Origin of the sequence: Citrobacter sp. RHBSTW-00887, from assembly GCF_013728095.1 — a bacterium.
GTDB lineage: Bacteria > Pseudomonadota > Gammaproteobacteria > Enterobacterales > Enterobacteriaceae > Citrobacter > Citrobacter braakii.
The window spans coordinates 660,987-679,569 of sequence record NZ_CP056267.1 but is presented as its reverse complement, the minus strand read 5'-3'; the positions used below and the strand labels follow the sequence as shown (position 1 = coordinate 679,569).

Sequence of the window (18,583 nt, the reverse complement as noted above, 5' to 3'; positions counted from 1 at the left end):
CAAATGTAGGTCGGAGAAAAGCGTAGCCGCCATCCGGCAATTAGCACAACTTAAACAATCCGCACACCCGCTGGCATAAGGCGTTCTGGCGTCAGCAGCACGCTTTCGCTGCCATCGTCCGTCTCAGCGCACAGCAACATGCATTCTGACGTTTCCCCGCGCATTTTGGCCTTTTGCAGATTACACAGCACCACCACCGTTTTCCCCATCAATTCCTCTTCGCTGTAATAAGGCACCAGGCTGGTCACGGTTTGCAGCGTACGCTCTCCCACATCCACCTGCACGATATACAGCTTATCAGCATTGTCATGGCGCTTTACCTGTGCGATTTTTCCAACACGTATTTCCATTCGGGAAAAATCAGCAAATGCGACGGTATCCATTGTGTTCTCCTTTGGTAAAATTTTACTAAATACTAGCAAAATATTTTCTTGGCATGGTTCTCAAAAGCGGGAAAATGACGTAGTCATCACACTCTGAAAGCCCAGTTTTACCCCAGGCATGTCAATTAAACGTACTTTTTTTACTGAAAACAGATGAATAGATAAGCACTTCATTTACAATGCGCAGGTAACTCAGGGAAAAGGCAAACATGGCAACACTTAAAGACATCGCAATCGAAGCTGGCGTGTCCCTGGCGACAGTGTCCCGGGTTTTAAACGATGACCCCACGCTGAATGTAAAAGAAGAGACCAAGCATCGCATTCTGGAGATCGCGGAAAAACTGGAGTACAAAACCAGCAGTGCTCGTAAAAACCAGACCAGCGCGCTCGGCCCCCAGCATATTCTGGCGCTCTACAGCTACCAGCAGGATTTGGAAATCAACGATCCTTACTATCTCGCGATCCGTCACGGAATAGAAACCCAGTGTGAGAAGCTGGGGATCGAACTGACCAACTGCTATGAGCACAGTGGGCTGCCGGAGAGCAAAAACATTACCGGCATTCTTATTGTCGGCAAGCCTTCTCCGACTTTGCGTAATGCGGCAACAGCGCTTACCGACAACATCTGCTTTATCGATTTCCATGAACCCGGCAGCGAATATGACGCCGTCGATATCGATCTGGCCCGCATCAGTAAAGAGAGTATCGACTACTTCATCGCCCAGGGCGTCACTCGCATTGGCTTCATCGGCGGTGAAGACGAACCCGGCAAGGCAGATATCCGTGAAGCCGCGTTTGTCGAATACGGTCGTCTGCAGCAGGTCGTTTCTGAACAGGACATCTATCGCGGCGGTTTCTCCAGTTCATCAGGGTATGAACTGGCCAAAAAAATGCTGGCGAAAGCCGACTATCCCGGTGCCCTGTTTGTGGCTTCAGACTCGATTGCTATTGGCGTTCTGCGCGCCATTCACGAGCGTGGCCTGAACATTCCGCAGGACATTTCGCTGATTAGCGTTAATGATATCCCGACAGCGCGCTTCACTTTTCCTCCGCTTTCCACCGTTCGCATCCATTCAGAAATGATGGGCAGTCAGGGCGTCAACCTGCTGTTTGAGAAAGCCCGCGATGGGCGTGCGCTTCCTCTGCTGGTTTTTGTTCCCAGCAAGCTGAAACTGCGCGGCACCACCCGCTAAAATCCCCAGTAAACACGCCCGGTTTCTTCTGATGCCGGGCGCGCATTGTCATGCATTATTTTCTGCACCCCCATTATTTTCGTGATCCAGTTAAAGTAAATCACCTCACTCGCTATATTTTAGTAAAACTTTTACTAAAATCACCATCAATTACACTTACTCACCATTACAATGAATGGTTCCGATTTTTCTCCACCGGGAGGCCTTATGAATCGCTGGGAAAACATTCAGCTCACCCACGAAAATCGACTGGCGCCACGCGCATATTTTTTCTCTTATGACTCCGTTGCGCAGGCTCGCTCGTTTGCCCGCGAAACCAGCAGCCTCTTTCAGTTGCTAAGCGGTCAGTGGAATTTTCAGTTCTTTGAGCATCCGCTGCAGGTGCCGGAAATCTTTACGTCGCAGTTTATGAACGACTGGGGCAGCATTACTGTCCCCGGCATGTGGCAGATGGAAGGACATGGCAAACTGCAGTATACCGACGAAGGTTTTCCTTTCCCGATTGATGTCCCCTACGTTCCGACCAATAACCCCACCGGAGCCTACCAGCGCATTTTCTCCCTCAGCGAAGGCTGGCAGGGCAAACAAACGCTGATTAAATTTGATGGCGTAGAAACCTACTTCGAAGTTTACGTGAATGGTCAGTACGTTGGTTTCAGTAAAGGCAGCCGCCTGACGGCTGAATTTGATATCAGCGCGGTGGTGAAGACCGGTGACAACCTGCTGTGCGTTCGCGTAATGCAATGGGCTGATTCCACTTACGTTGAAGACCAGGACATGTGGTGGTCGGCGGGAATTTTCCGCGACGTCTATCTGGTAGGCAAACAGGCGACCCATATTCAGGATTTTACCGTTCGCACCGAGTTCGATGATGACTATCGCGACGCCACCCTCACCTGCGACATTGCGCTGGAAAACCTGGCTGCCACGCCAGCGATGGCGTCGCTCGAATACACCTTGTTTGACGGTGAGCAGGCGCTGCATAGCAGTGTGATTAACAATCTGGCAGTGGATCAACACACCCGCACCGCTTTTAATTTCAAGGTTAGCGCGCCGCAGCAGTGGTCAGCGGAATCGCCGTATCTTTATCATCTGGTGATGACGCTGAAAGATGCCAACGGCAATCTCCTTGAGGTCGTGCCACAGCGGGTCGGATTCCGCGATATCAAAGTTCGCGACGGTCTGTTTTACATCAATAACCGCTACGTGATGCTGCATGGCGTTAACCGCCACGATAACGATCATCTTAAAGGCCGTGCGGTTGGCATGGATCGCGTTGAAAAAGATCTGCTGTTAATGAAGCAGCACAACATCAACTCCGTGCGTACCGCCCATTACCCGAACGATCCGCGCTTCTATGAATTGTGCGATATCTACGGTCTGTTCGTGATGGCCGAAACCGACGTTGAATCTCACGGCTTCGCCAATATCGGCGATATCAGCCGGATAACCGACGATCCGCTGTGGGAAAACGTCTACGTTGAGCGCATCGTGCGCCACATCCATGCACAAAAAAACCACCCGTCGATCGTCATCTGGTCGCTCGGCAACGAATCCGGATACGGCTGTAACATCCGCGCCATGTATCACGCCGCGAAAGCGCTGGATGACACGCGTCTGATCCATTACGAAGAAGATCGTGACGCCGAAGTGGTGGATATCATCTCCACCATGTACACCCGTGTGCCGCTGATGAATGAGTTTGGCGAATATCCACATCCTAAGCCGCGCATCATCTGCGAATATGCTCACGCCATGGGCAACGGTCCCGGCGGGCTGACGGAATATCAGAACGTCTTTTATCAGCATGACTGCATTCAGGGACACTATGTCTGGGAGTGGTGCGATCACGGGATTCAGGCCAAAGATGACGACGGCAACGTCTGGTACAAATATGGCGGCGACTACGGCGACTATCCGAACAACTACAACTTCTGCCTTGATGGCCTGATTTATTCCGATCAAACCCCGGGGCCGGGTCTGCAAGAGTACAAGCAGGTGATTGCGCCAGTAAAAGTACGCGCACAGGATCTGGCTCGCGGCGAGCTACGGGTAGAAAACAAACTGTGGTTTACCACGCTTGACGACTACACCTTGCATATTGAGGTTCGCGCCGAGGGAGATACGCTTTCTGCTCAGCAGATAAAACTGCGCGACGTCCCTCCTAACAGCGATACCCTCGTGCAATGCACACTGCCGGAGCTGGATGCGCGCGAAGCGTTCCTCAACGTCATCGTGACGAAAGATTCCCGTACGGCATACAGCGAAGCCGGGCACCACATCGCGACTTATCAGTTCCCGCTGAAGGCCAGAACGGCGGCTGCCGTACCGTTTAGCCTGAAAAACGCTACCCCTCTGACGCTGGAAGACAGCCCCCAGAGCTGCACCATACGCGGTTATAACTTCCTTCTGACCTTCTCAAAACTGAACGGTAAGCCCATTAGCTGGACCGTTAACGGTGAGGAGCTGATTACCCGCGAGCCGAAGATTAATTTCTTCAAACCAACCATTGATAACCACAAACAAGAGTTCGAAGGCCTTTGGCAACCAAATCATTTACAGATTATGCAGGAGCATCTGCGCGATTTTGCCATTGAGCAAACCGATGACGCGCTGTTGATAACCAGCCAGACGATTATCGCCCCGCCGGTATTTGATTTCGGTATGCGCTGTACCTACCGCTGGCGGATTGCCGCAGACGGTCAGTTGAACGTGGAGCTTTCCGGCCAGCCTTACGGCGAGTACCGGGACATTATTCCGTGCATCGGCTTCACGATGGGCATCAACGGCGATTTGGGGCAGGTGGCATATTACGGACGTGGTCCCGGTGAAAACTATGCCGATAGCCAGCAGGCCAACATCATCGATATCTGGCGCAGCAGCGTGGATGAGATGTTCGAAAACTATCCGTTCCCGCAAAACAACGGCAATCGTCAGGACGTGCGCTGGGCAACGCTAACCAACCGCCACGGCAACGGTCTGCTGGTGGTTCCGCAGCGCCCTGTCAACCTGAGCGCCTGGCGCTATACGCCAGAAAATATCTTTGCCGCACAGCACTGTAATGCGCTGCAGCGCAGCGATGACATCACCCTGAATCTGGACCACCAGGTGCTGGGCTTAGGCTCCAACTCGTGGGGAAGCGAGGTGCTTGATTCCTGGCGCGTCTGGTTCCGTTCGTTCAGCTACGGCTTCACGTTGTTGCCGGTTTCCGGTAGCGAATCTAGCGCTCAAACCGCCGCCAGCCGCGTCTTTGGTACCGGGTTCTTTTCCACGAATTTGCACAGTGAGAATACAAAATGAGGATCATCGACAACTTAGCGCAGTTCCAACAAATTTACGCATCCGGGAAGAAGTGGCAGCGCTGCGTCGAAGCGATTGAAAATATTGATAATATTCAACCAGGCGTCGCCCACTCTATCGGTGATTCCCTGAGCTATCGCGTGGAGACAGACTCCGCGACCGATGCACTGTTTACCGGTCATCGTCGTTATTTTGAGATCCATTACTACCTGCAAGGACAGCAAAAAATAGAGTATGCCGCCAAAGAGGATCTCCAGGTGGTTGAATATTATCGCGATGAAACCGATCGTGAATATCTGAAAGGCTGTGGAAAAACCGTAGAAGTGCGCGAAGGACAAATGGTTATTTGTGACAACCATGAAGCCTATCGTTTTATTTGTAATAACGCAGTGAAGAAAGTCGTACTCAAAGTCACCATCGAAGATGGTTATTTTCATAATAAATAAAAACACAGGCGGCGCCGACGTTGCGCCGCCAGTACCCTATAATAATCAGGAATCGGAGATGTGCTATGTCTGATACCAAACGTAATACCATCGGCAAGTTCGGCTTACTTTCACTCACCTTTGCCGCGGTTTATAGTTTTAATAACGTTATCAACAATAATATTGAGCTTGGTCTGGCATCCGCACCGATGTTTTTCCTCGCGACGATCTTCTACTTTATTCCGTTCTGCTTAATCATCGCTGAATTTGTTTCGCTGAATAAAAACTCCGAAGCCGGTGTCTATGCATGGGTGAAAAGTTCGCTGGGCGGACGTTGGGCATTTATTACCGCCTATACCTATTGGTTCGTTAACCTGTTCTTTTTTACCTCGCTATTACCCCGTGTTATCGCCTACGCCTCATATGCTTTTTTAGGCTACGAATACATTCTGACGCCGTTCGCAACCACTGTATTAAGTATGGTGCTGTTTGCCTTCTCCACCTGGGTTTCGACCAACGGCGCAAAAATGTTAGGACCGATTACTTCGGTCACCTCTACATTGATGCTGCTGCTGACCCTGTCCTACATCCTACTGGCGGGTACTGCGCTGGTTGGCGGCGTACAGCCTGCTGACCCTATCACCGTAGACGCAATGATCCCGAATTTTAACTGGGCCTTCCTCGGTATCACCACCTGGATCTTTATGGCGGCAGGCGGTGCGGAGTCGGTGGCAGTGTACGTCAACGACGTCAAGGGCGGGTCCAAATCGTTCGTGAAGGTTATTATCATTGCCGGGATTTTTATCGGCGTGCTCTATTCCATCTCGTCTGTGCTGATCAACGTCTTCGTGAGCAGCAAAGAGCTGAAATTTACCGGTGGTTCGGTACAGGTATTCCACGGCCTGGCGGCATACTTTGGTCTGCCGGAACTGATCGTTAACCGCTTTGTCGGCCTGGTCTCCTTTACCGCGATGTTCGGCTCTCTGCTGATGTGGACCGCAACGCCGGTGAAAATTTTCTTCTCTGAAATTCCTGCCGGTATTTTCGGTAAAAAAACCGTCGAACTGAATGAAAACGGCGTTCCGGCCCGCGCAGCCTGGATTCAGTTCCTGATTGTTATCCCGCTGATGATTATCCCAACGCTCGGCTCCAATACCGTGCAGGATTTAATGAACACCATAATCAACATGACCGCCGCCGCATCGATGCTGCCGCCGCTGTTTATTATGCTGGCTTACCTGAATCTGCGCGCAAAACTGGACCACTTACCGCGCGACTTCCGTATGGGCTCGCAAAAAACCGGCATTATTGTGGTATCGATGCTGATTGTCCTTTTCACCATCGGGTTTATTGCCTCGACCTTCCCGACCGGTGGTAACATCATGACCATTATTTTCTATAACGTCGGGGGGATTGTTATTTTCCTCGGTTTTGCCTGGTGGAAATACAGTAAATACATCAAAGGGCTAACCAAAGAAGAAAAAGCTATTGAGGCGGCTCCCGCGTCAGATATTAATTAAAGTATTAATAACGATTAGAGCTGTCTGTTTTCTTACGCACCTGAAATACAATGTGAAATTAAATATACAGACTTGCAGGGCATTTATTGCCCTGCTCTTCTGTTGTGTATTTTCATTATTTGCAGCAAAGATTCGTCCACCAGCGGTCGCAACGTGTGAATCGCCCCCCTGCCAGAAGGAGGTTTAGCAACCCAGGACGCTCTGCGGCATTTATTTAACCCCCAGATGCCGCCACAGTTTGTCCAGCGGCATTGTCGCCAGCGCCACGCACTCATCGGCGGCGCCGTACCAGACGTGCAGCGTCTCATCGCGGATCAGCGCCCCACAGGTGAACACCACATTGCCGAAGAAGCCTTCGCGCTCGTAGGGCGCATCTGGCTCCAGCAACGGTACCGGTGATTTCGCCAAAATATGGGTCGGATCGTTGAGATCCAGCAGCAGCGCGCCGAGGCAGTAGCGCTGATCGGCATCCACACCGTGGTAGATCTCCAGCCAGCCGCGATCGGTTTTTAATACCGGCGCGCCGCCGCCTGATTTACGGCAGTCCCAGGCATCGCCGGACCGTCCCAGCAGGTGGCGATGGTTGCCCCAGTGCAACATATCCGGCGACTCGCAGATCCAGATTTCCGGATGACCGAAGTGGCACGGGGCCGGACGGGTCAGGGCGTGATATTTACCGGCGATCTTTTCCGGGAAAAAGCAGACGTCGCGGTTGTCCGGACAGAGGATCAACCCTTTTTTCTCCACCGTGACAAAATCTTTGGTCACCGCCAGCGCGGTAGAGATCCCCAGCGACGACACCGCCGAGTAGTTGATGTACGCGATATCATCGATGCGGGTGATCCGCGCATCTTCGCAGCCGAACTCTTCATATTGCGTATCGGCGATGATAAACGGCTGGCTGTCAATCCGGAAGTTCACCCCGTCGCGACTGCGCGCCAGACGCAGATGCGACATGGAGGTCAGCCACACCCGCGCCGGATCGCTTTTCAGCACGATCACCCGCGGATCGCTGAAATCATAGCGTTCATCGCGACGATCGAAACTTGCGGTGGCCTGTACCCAGCCCGCATCGGTTTTTTCCAACAGCGGTACGACACGCTGCTGCGGGTCGGAATTGATCACGCTTTCCGCCACCCGCAGCAGCAAAACGATCTCCCCGTCACACTCCGTTACGCCAGCATTGAAAACACAATCGACCTTCCTGCCGGGCAGTGAAGGCGTCACGTCCGCCGGGGTAATCAACGGGTTTTTACTGTGCCTGTCCATGTACTCTCCTTTTGATCAAACATTGATTCTTGCCAATCCATTGCGCGTCCTCCCCGTACAGCACTTCAGCCTCAATCTCCTGCCACGGATTGCGAACGGGCGCACCAAAGTTGATGGCGACCCAGACCTGCTCCGCCGCCGTCGAACGGGTAAACCAGACGCATTCGTCAGTGAGGTCGAGCGAGTCCTGCTGTCCCTGATGCAGCGCCGCAACGCGGCGGCGCAGGGCGATAAGCAGTCGGTACTGATGCCAGAACGATGTCTCATCCTGCTGCTGGCGCTCCGCGTTAATCAGGGTGATATCGCCGCCGACGGGCATCCACGGTGCGACGGAGGAAAATCCGCCAAAGGGGGCGTCGCGCCAGGGCAGCGGCGCGCGCGAACCATCCCGCGAATGTTCAATAGCCAGCGCCAGCGCCTGCTGTGGGCTGCTGCCTGCGGCAAGGGCGGTGCGGTAATGGGTTTTTCCCTGAATATCAAAAAGCTGCTCCGCCGTTTGCGGACGGTAGTCGGTCACCCCCAGCTCTTCTCCCTGGAAGATAAACGGCACGCCGCTCACCGTTAGCTGAAGCGCCAGCACCGCCAGCGCCCGCCCGGTATCGCGCTCGTTTTCGCCAAAGCGGCTGATCATCCGCGACATATCATGGCTGGAGAAAAACAGCGTCGGTAAACCCGACTGCGCAGCCAGCGTGGTTTTTAACTGGCTGAAAAGACGGGAAACATCAAAGGTTTTCTGGCTGCCGATATTGAAATTAAACACCACGTCCATCAGCTGCGGACTTTGATAGCGGCTGAGCACGTCAGGGTCTTCGCTGCCGATTTCGCCAATCAGGAAATAGTCACCCTGCGCCCGAACATGGGCACACAGCCGTTGCAGCGTTTCAGGGAGTCGCGGCTGATTGATGTCAAATTCATGGCGCTGCTCGCCGTTCTCTTCCGGGTTATCAGGCCCAATGCCGTCGGTAGTAAGAAAGTTGATGACGTCAAAGCGAAAACCGTCCACCCCCTGCGTAACCCAGAAATCCACTACCCGGTAAATTTCCTGTTCCACCGCCGGGTTGGCCCAGTTGAGATCCACCTGGCCGGGCGCGAATTTATGGTAATAAAACTCGCCGGTGTCTGGCTCAGCGGTCCACGCGCTGCCGGAAAAGAAAGAACGCCAGTTATTCGGCTGGCGGCGAAAAAGGAAATAATCACGATAGCGGCTGTCCGGATTATTCCACGCCTCGCAAAACCAGGGATGTTCTGAGGAGACGTGATTGACCACCAGATCGATAATCACCCGAATGCCTCTGGCGTGGCAGCCGTCAACCACCCGGCGAAAATCGTCGAGAGTGCCGAAACGGGCGTCAACGGCGCAGTAATCGCTGATATCGTAGCCGTTATCCACCAGCGGAGAGGGATAAAACGGCGTGATCCACACCGCACCGATGCCCAGCGCCTGCAAATAATCCAGCCGGGAAATCAGGCCCGGAAAATCGCCCAGCCCGTCGTTATTGCCGTCGCAAAACGAAGGCAGATAAATTTGATAGCAGGTACACGCCTGCCACCACGGTTGCTTTTTCACCGTCACATTCCTTATTTCAGTGATAACGACATGCCTTCGAGGAAGTATTTTCTGAACAGAATAAACAGGACAACGATTGGCAGCATCTGCACCACCGACCCCGCCAGCACCGGTCCCAGGTAGATGCCGTAGGATTTGCTGAAGGTGGCGAGCAGCACCGAAAACGGCATTTTGTCCACTTCGCGCATCACGATCAGCGGCCAGAGGAAGTTGTCCCATGAGCTGGAAAAGGTGAACAGTGCGACAATCGCCAGAATGGATTTATTCAGCGGCATCATCACATGCCGCAAGATCCCCCACAGGCTGGCGTGATCGAGCCTTGCGGCATACAGGTAATCATTCGGCGTGCCTTTAAAGCTCTGCGAAACCATAAAAATGCCCCAGGCGCTCATCGCATACGGCAGGATCATCGCCCCGTAGCTGTTGATCAGCCCCAGTTCACGCATCAGGACAAACTGTGGAATGATGAACATAAAGACCGGGAAAACCATCTGCACAATTAACAGGTTGCGAAACGCATTTTTGCCGCGAAACTCGGTTTTCGCGACGGCATATCCCACCAGCATTGAGGTCAGCGTGACGCAGACGGTAATGGTGAGCGACACAAACAGCGAGTTAACCAGGGTGCGCAAAAAAGGTTTGTCCGCCCGGTTGCTGTTATCGAACAGAAAAGCGTAATTCTCCAGCGTCAGATGACCGGAAAAAAGCCCGGTCGTGTAGATTTGCGCCGTCGGTTTCAGCGAGGAGATCACCATCCAGATAAAAGGATACAGCCAGGTGAGCGCCAGCAAAAACATCACGGCGTGAATGAGCAGCGTTAAGGGAGTCAGTTTCTTCATTCACACAATCTCGATATGTTTTTCGAATACTTTGCGGAAGACCCAGATGGCGAGGAAACTGCATGCCGCAACGATAATCGACATGGTCGCCGCCCAGGTTGGCTTCATTTTCTGGAACGCCACTTCATACATCACCACCATCGGACTGGTGGTGCTGTTGAGCGGTCCGCCGCCGGTGATAAGATACGGCTCGGTAAAGATGCTGAACGCCACGGTAATCGCCAGCACCATCACCATCACGATTTGCGCGTTCATCATCGGCAGGGTAATCGCCCAACTTTGCTTAAACTTCCCGGTTTTATCCAACTGCGCCGCGCTGTAAATATCCGCGGGGATCGCCACCATCCCGGAATAGAGAATCAGCCCGTAATAACCGACGAATTTCCAGGTAACAATTAACGCAATGGATAACATGGCGCAGTCAGGGTTGGTAAACCAGGGCACAGAGATGCCGAAACTGGCCTGTAAAAATTGATTGACCGGCCCGTATTCACTGAACAGTTTTGCAAAGACGATGGAATAGGCCACCCCCGAAGAGATATTCGCCAGTAAAAAGCTCAGGGCAATAAAACTTTTCCCGTACTTAATTTTTCGTAATCCCGCGGCAAACAGCAGCGAGGCAAGAAAGACAATCGGGATATACCACATTAAAAAACGGCACACGTTCCACATCGACTGCCAGAATAACGCGTCATGAAACACGCCAATGATATTCTGTAATCCGCTAAACGTCGGCGTGCCAATAAATTGCCAGTTCGTCACGCTGAGCACGACCAGCCAGCACAGCGGATAAAACCAGAACAGCAACGAATAACCGATCCACGTGGAGGCCAGCAGGCCTCCGGTGCGGGATTCATATCCAGCCATTTTTTCCCCTTATTTCGCCAGCAACGTGTTAATTTCCTGCGCGGATTTATCGAGGGTGGCTGCCGGATCGGCGTGGTTGAAAATGACCTGCTCCAGCATCTGCGTCATGCTGCGCTGAATCTCCGTGGTTTGCGTAGTGGCCGCTGGCGGCAGCGCGACGTCCACGTAAGAAGCGATCGCCTTCTCCAGCGGGTTTTTCTCAAAGTAATTCACAAACAGCGGATTACTCATTAAATCACTGCGTGCTGGCGGCATACCGGTCAGCTCCAGCCAGCTCCGGTCGTGCTCGGCGTTGTTAAAGACCCACTGAATAAACGCCCACGCCTGCGCTTTGCGCTTGCTGGAACTGAAGATCACCACCCCTTTGCTGTCGCCGAACGTATACGGGTGCGCGTCGCCTTTCTCGGTGAGCATCGGCCCAATTTGCAGCGTTTTGAGGATCTCCGGATACTGCTTGTGATAGCGAGCGATATCCCACGGACCGCGCGCGGACGCCAGCACCTGTCCAGTCGCTAACGGATCGTCGGCGGCGGTGAAGTCGTAGCTGCTCCACTTGCTGTTAAAGACTTTCCCCATAAAGGTCAGTACCGCCTGTCCGGCAGGATCGGCAAACGTCGCCTGATGACCCGCGAGGTAAGGTTTACCGCCGTTTTGCGCATAATAAAGCGGAATAAAATCGAACCAGCGTTCCCACCAGTTTTTCCCGGCGGTCATCTGGATAACATAGCCGTTATTATCCGCCGCCCGGCGCTCTGCCAGTTGATAAAGCTCATCATAACGAGTCGGAACATGATCAAAACCATACTGCTTGAGTAAATCGCCCCGCCACCACCAGACGATAGGATTAATATAGATTGGCAGAACGTGTTGCTCGCCGTTTAATTGCCAGGCAGGAATAATTTTGCCCATCTGTCGGTTATTAATGAGTTCATTAAAGCCGCTCATTTTAGACAGGTCTTCCAGCTGACCAATTTCCACCAACTGGCTGGCAAAACCGATAAAGATATTACTGGAAATATCGGGTTCCGTGCCGGAAGCCAGCGCGTTCATTATTGCCTCTTCAGAACTGCTGGCGGCAGGAATGGGCGTAAATTCGACCGGGGTATGCGCCGGGTCTTTATTCCATTCTTTAACCATAGTATTCCAGAAGGCTTCTTCATTTTCGTTTGGTGCCACCCACATTTTAATTGGCGTTTTTGCTGTCTCTGCGGATTTTTTATCATCCGGACCGCAGCCAGAAATACAAAATGCGAATAGTACACAGGCTGTTAATTTAGCTAATTTTACAACTCTCACGATAACTCTCCATTTACTTTCAATAAGTATTGATTTACCGCTACCCTGCTATTGAATGGAGCGTAAATTAACACCCCCTTTTTATGTTTAACGTTAAACAAATCACAAAACGATTTTTGTTTAACGTTAAACTTTGCATCACCGTTCAACGCAATGGACGATAGAAATAAATAATTCACGCCAATATATAAACCCAGCAAATATATTAAAAATGAAAATAAACGTTAATGATAATAAAGATAAGAAACGTATTACGATAAAATCATTGGCCAAGATTATGGGTATTTCCCATACCACGGTGTCGAACGCATGGAATAATCCGGAAAAATTATCTCCGGAGCTGCGCCAGCGAATTTTGCAATATGCCAGCGAGCTTGGCTTTCAGGGACCGGACAAGCTGGCGCGCGCGCTGCGTACCGGCAAATCTGACACCATCGGCGTGATATTCAACGACTCTATGAGTTACGTGTTTATCGATCCCCACGACATTGCGCTGATGCGGGGGATCGCCGTCCAGTGTGAAGAACAAAACGTCAATCTGGTCTTGATCCCTTTGCGTAAGCGGCAACAGACGCCGCTCAACACCTTGGTTGATGGCTATATTCTCAACGCCACGCATAACAATGCGGCTATGATCCAGCACGCGCTGGCTCACGGACGTCCGGTGGTCACGCTCGATTTTCAGTTCCCCGACCACAGCAGCGTCTCCATCGATAACGCCTGCGCCATGCGCGATATTGCCCGCTATCTGGCCGACAAAGGTCATCGGTATTTCGGCGTCATCGCTTTTCCGTCACAGCCCTCGGCGCAGGGAATGTGCGATCTGACCGCTCCCGTCACCGGCGACAACCTGCTGATGCTCTCCCGCGTGAATGCCTGCCGGGAAGTTTTCCAGCAGCGCGGCTTCGCCCTTGAAACGTGCTGGCTGTATCAAACCCGACACGATGAAGAACACGGCGAACAGGCGGCCAAAGCGTTACTGGAAACCCATCCGGAGATCACTGCGCTTATCTGCCTTTCCGATCGCTTCGCCGTCGGCGCGATCCACTACTGCCAACGGCAGCAACTGGCGGTTCCGCAGCGGGTTGCCGTTACCGGTTTCGATAATCTCGCCGTTGAGGTGGCGGGAATACGCCTGACCACCATCGCGCAAGACGCGGAAAAGAAAGGGGAAATGGCCGTCAAATTGCTGCTCACCAGAGGACCGGTGACCCACTATGAATTGCCTTACCAGCTCATCATTCGGGAGTCAGCCTGACTCATTAATTACAGAAGAGTAGATTATGGATGAACTAACCTGTTTTAAAGCCTACGACATTCGCGGTGAGGTTGGCGTCAACCTGACGCCGGATATCGCCTTTCGCATCGGTCGCGCTTACGCCGCCTGGCGCCATCCGCGCCGGGTAGTGATCGGCGCCGACATTCGCCTTAGCTCGGAATCGTTAAAATCCGCCGTGACCGACGGGCTGATTTCCAGCGGCGTGGATGTTATCGACCTTGGTCTGTCAGGCACCGAAGAGATCTATTTCGCCACCCGGGAACTGCGTGCCGACGGCGGCATTCAGATTACCGCCAGCCATAATCCGGCGCAGTACAATGGTATGAAGCTGGTGCGCGAAGAGGCGCGTCCGATCAGTAACGACAACGGCCTGCTGGAGATAAAAGCGCTGGCGGAGCGCAATGACTTTGCTCCGATCGTCCATCGTGGCAGCCTCATCCCTTATGATAATCGCCCCGCCTGGATTGCCTGCCTGCTGCGCTTCCTTCAGCATCCGCCGACTCGCCCGCTACGTATTGTGACCAACGCCGGACATGGCACCGTCGGGCCTGCGCTTGACGCTATCGCCGACGGACTGGCCCGTGCGGGCGTTCAGATTGAGTTTATTCGCCTGCACCATCAGCCGGACGGTCATTTCCCGGCGGGCGTGCCGAATCCGATGCTGACGGAAAACCGCCTCATCACCCAGCAGGCGGTTATCGAGAATCAGGCTGATTTCGGCATCGCCTGGGATGGCGATTTCGATCGCTGCTTCTTCTTTGATGAGTGTGGCCGCTTTATTGAGAGCTACTACCTGGTTGGCCTGTTCGCCGAGCACTTCCTGCAACGCTCCGCAGGCAGTCATATCATTCTGGACCCGCGCCTGACGTGGAATACGCTGGACGTTGTAACTCGCTGCGGCGGAATCCCGGTCATCAGCAAAACCGGGCACGCCTTTATCAAAGCGCGAATGCGCGAAGAGGACGCGGTCTACGGCGGAGAAATGAGCGGCCACCACTACTTCCGCGATTTTGGCTATTGCGACAGCGGGATGATCCCACTGGTATTGCTGCTGCAAATTATCGGCAGCGCCAGCCGTCCGCTGTCGGCGTATATCGAACACGCCCAGGTGCGCTTTCCGGTTTCCGGCGAAATCAATCTGACGGTGGCCGATCCGCAATCTGTCATGCAATCCATCGCCTCTCACTATCTGCAAGCCGGCGGCCTGCGTGACGATTGCGATGGGTTGAGCATCGACTTCGTTGACTGGCGCTTCAACTTACGCGCCTCCAACACCGAGTCGCTGCTGCGCCTGAACGTGGAAACCCGCGCGGATACGGCACTGCTGGCGCGCAAAACCGATGAAATTTTAACGCTGATTGCAGCCTGGGATTCTGACAAGGAGAGGTTATGACCGCGCTAAGCCTGAGCAATATTCATAAAGCCTGGGGCAAGAACACCATCATTGAAAATCTGTCGCTGGAGATCGCCTCCGGGGAGTTCATTGTGCTGGTTGGCCCTTCCGGATGCGGGAAATCCACGCTGCTGCGGATCATCGCCGGACTGGAAATCCCCGACGGCGGTAAACTGGTGATGGGGGGAAAAGAGGTTACCAAACTTGCGGCGGGCAAACGCAACCTGTCGATGGTGTTTCAGTCCTACGCCCTCTACCCGCATATGACCGTCAGGGAAAATCTGTCATTCGGTTTACGTAATATCAACACGCCCGCCGCCGAGATTGATAAGCGGGTCGCTCACGCCGCCAGCATGCTGAAGCTGGAAGAGATGCTGGACAGGCTGCCGCAGAATCTGTCCGGCGGGCAGCGCCAACGTGTGGCGATCGGGCGTTCTATTGTCCAGCAACCGGAACTGTTTCTGTTTGATGAACCGCTGTCTAACCTGGATGCCGCGTTGCGGGTCGGGATGCGCCAGGAGATCCAGCAACTGCATAACACCCTGAAAAACACCATGATCTATGTAACGCACGATCAGGTGGAGGCGATGACGCTGGCCGATCGCATCGTGGTGCTTTACAAGGGAAAAATTGAGCAGGTGGGCACGCCGCTGGAGCTGTATAACACCCCGGCAAACCTGTTTGTCGCTGAGTTTATCGGCACGCCGAAAATCAATGTTCTGCCAGCGGTATGGCGCGAAGGCGCGCTGCATATCGCCGATAACCTTGTCTTCCGCCTCACCCGTCAGCCAGCAGGCGTTAGCGACGGGGACAAGCTGTTTGTCGCCATCCGCCCGGAGCATATGCAGTACCAGCAGACCGGGGATTTCACATTGCAAGGTCGTACCCGGCTGTGTGAATTACAGGGCGACTCCACGCTGGTGTGGTTGGATTTAGCCGGCCACCCCGTGTGCCTGAAGTCTTTTCAACAGCTTAGCTTCATGCCGGATACACCACTTACGCTCACCGTACAAGAGTCGCACCTGCATCTCTTTGACGGTCTGGGTAAACGACTGGCGTTCTGACCCACTTGCCCTTGCGTCCGCAGGGGCATTTTTTGAATCCCATCACAATCACGGCATTCCCCTTTTCCCTTTTACGCGGCGACGGCTAAATTATTAACTCATCCGACCACATAACAATAATTTTACATACTGGACACCTTTATGAGCTATCCGTCGCTGTTCGCCCCGCTCGATTTAGGCTTCACCACGCTTAAAAACCGCGTGCTGATGGGTTCAATGCATACCGGGCTGGAGGAGTATCCCGACGGTGCAGAACGGCTGGCCGCGTTCTACGCCGAACGCGCCCGTCACGGCGTAGCGTTAATTGTGAGCGGAGGTATTGCGCCTGCGCTTTCCGGCGTGGGGATGGAAGGCGGCGCGATGCTGAACGACACCAGCCAGCTTGCACATCATCGCGTCATTACCGACGCCGTGCATGACGAAGGCGGCAAAATCGCCCTGCAAATCCTGCATACCGGGCGTTACAGCTACCAGCCGCATCTGGTGGCACCTTCTGCCATTCAGGCGCCAATCAACCGCTTTACGCCGCATGAGCTGACGCACGATGAGGTGCTGCAGTTGATTGAAGATTTCGCCCACTGCGCTCAACTGGCGCGGGAAGCGGGCTATGATGGCGTCGAAGTGATGGGCTCGGAAGGCTATCTCATCAACGAATTCCTGACTCTGCGTACCAATCAGCGCAATGACGAATGGGGCGGCGAGTATGCCAACCGCATGCGTTTTGCCGTGGAAGTGGTGCGCGCGGTACGCCAGCGTGCCGGAAATGACTTTATTATTATCTTCCGCCTGTCGATGCTCGATCTGGTGGAAAACGGCGGAACCTTCGACGAAACCGTCCAGCTGGCGCAGGCGATAGAAGCCGCAGGGGCGACCATTATTAACACCGGTATTGGCTGGCATGAGGCGCGTATTCCCACTATCGCCACCCCGGTGCCGCGCGGTGCGTTTAGTTGGGTGACACGTAAGCTGAAAGGGCATGTGACGATCCCACTGGTCACCACCAACCGCATTAACGATCCTCAAGTCGCCGATGACATTCTGGCCCGTGGCGATGCCGATATGGTGTCGATGGCCCGTCCGTTCCTCGCCGATGCCGAACTGCTGTCAAAAGCGCAAACCGGGCGAGCGGATGAGATCAATACCTGTATCGGCTGTAACCAGGCCTGCCTGGATCAGATTTTCGTCGGCAAAGTCACCTCTTGCCTGGTGAATCCGCGCGCCTGCCATGAGACCAAAATGCCGATCGTTGCCGCCACTGCGCCGAAAAATCTGGCGGTTGTCGGAGCAGGTCCTGCAGGCCTCGCCTTCGCCATTAATGCCGCCGCACGCGGTCATCACGTGACATTGTTTGACGCGCATAGCGAGATTGGCGGGCAGTTTAATATCGCTAAGCAAATCCCCGGCAAAGAAGAATTTTATGAAACCCTGCGCTACTACCGCCGGATGATCGATGTGACTGGCGTGTCGCTGAAGCTGAATCACTTTGTCAGCGCACGCGATCTGTACCCCTTCGATGAAGTGATCCTCGCCAGCGGGATCGAACCACGCATGCCACCGATCGAGGGGATCGCGCATCCTAAAGTGCTCAGCTATCTCGACGTCCTGCGCGATAAAATGCCGGTGGGCAAACGCGTGGCGATCGTTGGCTGCGGCGGGATCGGTTTTGATACCGCCATGTATTTGAGCCAGCCCGGTGAGCCCACCAGCCAAAACATTGCGGAATTCTGCGTGGAATGGGGGATCGACACCAGTCTGCAACAGCCTGGCGGCTTACGCCTGGAAGGCCCGCACTTATCCCGCAGCCCGCGCCAGATAGTGATGTTGCAGCGCAAAGCCAGCAAACCGGGACAAGGTTTAGGGAAAACGACGGGCTGGATCCATCGCGCCACCCTGCTCTCACGCGGCGTGAAAATGATCCCGGCAGTTAGCTATCAGAAAATTGATGATGATGGGTTACACGTCGTGTTGAACGGCGAACCGTTGATCTTTAACGTGGATAACGTGGTGATTTGCGCCGGACAAGAGCCGCGCCGTGAACTGGTTGATCCACTCCACGCAGCAGGTAAAACGGTGCATCTGATCGGCGGCTGCGATGTAGCGATGGAGCTGGATGCCCGACGCGCTATTGCGCAAGGGACGATGCTGGCGCTGGAAATTTAACAGTATGTATTTCGTAGGCCGGATAAGG

At 53.7% G+C, this 18,583-nt stretch carries 14 protein-coding genes; 8 read left to right on the top strand and 6 right to left on the bottom strand.

The annotated features are described in order from the left end of the window. Positions 1 to 50: 50 nt before the first annotated feature. Positions 51 to 383: a tRNA-binding protein gene (locus tag HV314_RS03260; protein ID WP_181547309.1), complete on the bottom strand. Its 333-nt coding sequence runs from the start codon at positions 381 to 383 to the stop codon at positions 51 to 53. A 209-nt stretch (positions 384 to 592) separates the two neighbouring features. On the opposite strand from HV314_RS03260, the gene ebgR reads away from it, so the two are divergent. The 4 genes from ebgR (at position 593) to HV314_RS03240 (ending at position 6,821) form a co-directional block, all read left to right on the top strand. Further along, positions 593 to 1,576 (top strand): transcriptional regulator EbgR, encoded by a 984-nt coding sequence (gene ebgR / locus HV314_RS03255; protein ID WP_016154595.1) that lies wholly within the window; start codon positions 593 to 595, stop codon positions 1,574 to 1,576. A 207-nt stretch (positions 1,577 to 1,783) separates the two neighbouring features. Continuing rightward, positions 1,784 to 4,876 carry a beta-galactosidase subunit alpha gene (gene ebgA / locus HV314_RS03250; RefSeq protein ID WP_181547307.1) on the top strand — a complete coding sequence of 1,031 codons (3,093 nt, stop codon included), beginning with the start codon at positions 1,784 to 1,786 and terminating at the stop codon, positions 4,874 to 4,876. Continuing rightward, on the top strand, positions 4,873 to 5,322 hold the full coding sequence (locus HV314_RS03245; RefSeq protein ID WP_016154597.1) for a beta-galactosidase subunit beta: 450 nt from the start codon (positions 4,873 to 4,875) through the stop codon (positions 5,320 to 5,322). The genes ebgA and HV314_RS03245 overlap by 4 nt, the downstream gene beginning before the upstream one ends. 65 nt (positions 5,323 to 5,387) lie before the next feature. Then, positions 5,388 to 6,821: an amino acid permease gene (locus tag HV314_RS03240; RefSeq protein WP_016154598.1), complete on the top strand. Its 1,434-nt coding sequence runs from the start codon at positions 5,388 to 5,390 to the stop codon at positions 6,819 to 6,821. A 210-nt stretch (positions 6,822 to 7,031) separates the two neighbouring features. Here the strand turns inward: HV314_RS03240 and HV314_RS03235 are convergent, their stop codons facing one another. From HV314_RS03235 to HV314_RS03215, 5 genes are read right to left on the bottom strand one after another with little or no spacing between them, the layout of a single operon-like run. Next, positions 7,032 to 8,090 (bottom strand): glycoside hydrolase family 130 protein, encoded by a 1,059-nt coding sequence (locus tag HV314_RS03235; protein WP_141875686.1) that lies wholly within the window; start codon positions 8,088 to 8,090, stop codon positions 7,032 to 7,034. Then, the gene (locus HV314_RS03230) at positions 8,074 to 9,657 is read right to left on the bottom strand and encodes an alpha-glucosidase (RefSeq protein ID WP_181547305.1); all 1,584 of its coding nucleotides are present in this window, start codon (positions 9,655 to 9,657) and stop codon (positions 8,074 to 8,076) included. The genes HV314_RS03235 and HV314_RS03230 overlap by 17 nt, the downstream gene beginning before the upstream one ends. A gap of 11 nt (positions 9,658 to 9,668) precedes the next feature. Further along, positions 9,669 to 10,496 carry a carbohydrate ABC transporter permease gene (locus HV314_RS03225; RefSeq protein ID WP_016154601.1) on the bottom strand — a complete coding sequence of 276 codons (828 nt, stop codon included), beginning with the start codon at positions 10,494 to 10,496 and terminating at the stop codon, positions 9,669 to 9,671. Then, positions 10,497 to 11,363 carry a carbohydrate ABC transporter permease gene (locus HV314_RS03220; RefSeq protein WP_016154602.1) on the bottom strand — a complete coding sequence of 289 codons (867 nt, stop codon included), beginning with the start codon at positions 11,361 to 11,363 and terminating at the stop codon, positions 10,497 to 10,499. It abuts the gene before it with no gap. Between the two features lie 9 nt (positions 11,364 to 11,372). Further along, a complete protein-coding gene (locus HV314_RS03215; RefSeq protein WP_094762100.1) occupies positions 11,373 to 12,659 on the bottom strand; it encodes an ABC transporter substrate-binding protein in 1,287 nt (428 codons plus the stop codon). A 211-nt stretch (positions 12,660 to 12,870) separates the two neighbouring features. Here HV314_RS03215 and HV314_RS03210 point away from each other — a divergent pair, with 211 nt between their 5' ends. The 4 genes from HV314_RS03210 to HV314_RS03195 all read left to right on the top strand — a co-directional run bounded on the left by HV314_RS03210 (position 12,871) and on the right by HV314_RS03195 (position 18,555). After that, positions 12,871 to 13,917 (top strand): LacI family DNA-binding transcriptional regulator, encoded by a 1,047-nt coding sequence (locus HV314_RS03210; protein WP_181547303.1) that lies wholly within the window; start codon positions 12,871 to 12,873, stop codon positions 13,915 to 13,917. Between the two features lie 25 nt (positions 13,918 to 13,942). After that, positions 13,943 to 15,331, top strand: a complete 1,389-nt coding sequence (locus tag HV314_RS03205; RefSeq protein WP_181547301.1) for a phosphomannomutase CpsG — start codon at positions 13,943 to 13,945, stop codon at positions 15,329 to 15,331. Continuing rightward, positions 15,328 to 16,395 (top strand): ABC transporter ATP-binding protein, encoded by a 1,068-nt coding sequence (locus tag HV314_RS03200; RefSeq protein WP_047358954.1) that lies wholly within the window; start codon positions 15,328 to 15,330, stop codon positions 16,393 to 16,395. Before HV314_RS03205 ends, HV314_RS03200 begins: the two co-directional genes overlap by 4 nt. Positions 16,396 to 16,536: 141 nt before the next feature. Next, positions 16,537 to 18,555 carry an oxidoreductase gene (locus HV314_RS03195; RefSeq protein WP_019077751.1) on the top strand — a complete coding sequence of 673 codons (2,019 nt, stop codon included), beginning with the start codon at positions 16,537 to 16,539 and terminating at the stop codon, positions 18,553 to 18,555. Positions 18,556 to 18,583 lie beyond the last annotated feature (28 nt).

Excerpts from the sequence above, each read along its gene's own strand:
- HV314_RS03260 (WP_181547309.1), bottom strand. The coding sequence starts at position 383 with ATGGATACCGTCGCATTTGCTGATTTTTCCCGAATGGAAATACGTGTT.
- ebgR (WP_016154595.1), top strand. The coding sequence starts at position 593 with ATGGCAACACTTAAAGACATCGCAATCGAAGCTGGCGTGTCCCTGGCG.
- ebgA (WP_181547307.1), top strand. The coding sequence starts at position 1,784 with ATGAATCGCTGGGAAAACATTCAGCTCACCCACGAAAATCGACTGGCG.
- HV314_RS03245 (WP_016154597.1), top strand. The coding sequence starts at position 4,873 with ATGAGGATCATCGACAACTTAGCGCAGTTCCAACAAATTTACGCATCC.
- HV314_RS03240 (WP_016154598.1), top strand. The coding sequence starts at position 5,388 with ATGTCTGATACCAAACGTAATACCATCGGCAAGTTCGGCTTACTTTCA.
- HV314_RS03235 (WP_141875686.1), bottom strand. The coding sequence starts at position 8,090 with ATGGACAGGCACAGTAAAAACCCGTTGATTACCCCGGCGGACGTGACG.
- HV314_RS03225 (WP_016154601.1), bottom strand. The coding sequence starts at position 10,496 with ATGAAGAAACTGACTCCCTTAACGCTGCTCATTCACGCCGTGATGTTT.
- HV314_RS03220 (WP_016154602.1), bottom strand. The coding sequence starts at position 11,363 with ATGGCTGGATATGAATCCCGCACCGGAGGCCTGCTGGCCTCCACGTGG.
- HV314_RS03210 (WP_181547303.1), top strand. The coding sequence starts at position 12,871 with ATGAAAATAAACGTTAATGATAATAAAGATAAGAAACGTATTACGATA.
- HV314_RS03205 (WP_181547301.1), top strand. The coding sequence starts at position 13,943 with ATGGATGAACTAACCTGTTTTAAAGCCTACGACATTCGCGGTGAGGTT.
- HV314_RS03200 (WP_047358954.1), top strand. The coding sequence starts at position 15,328 with ATGACCGCGCTAAGCCTGAGCAATATTCATAAAGCCTGGGGCAAGAAC.
- HV314_RS03195 (WP_019077751.1), top strand. The coding sequence starts at position 16,537 with ATGAGCTATCCGTCGCTGTTCGCCCCGCTCGATTTAGGCTTCACCACG.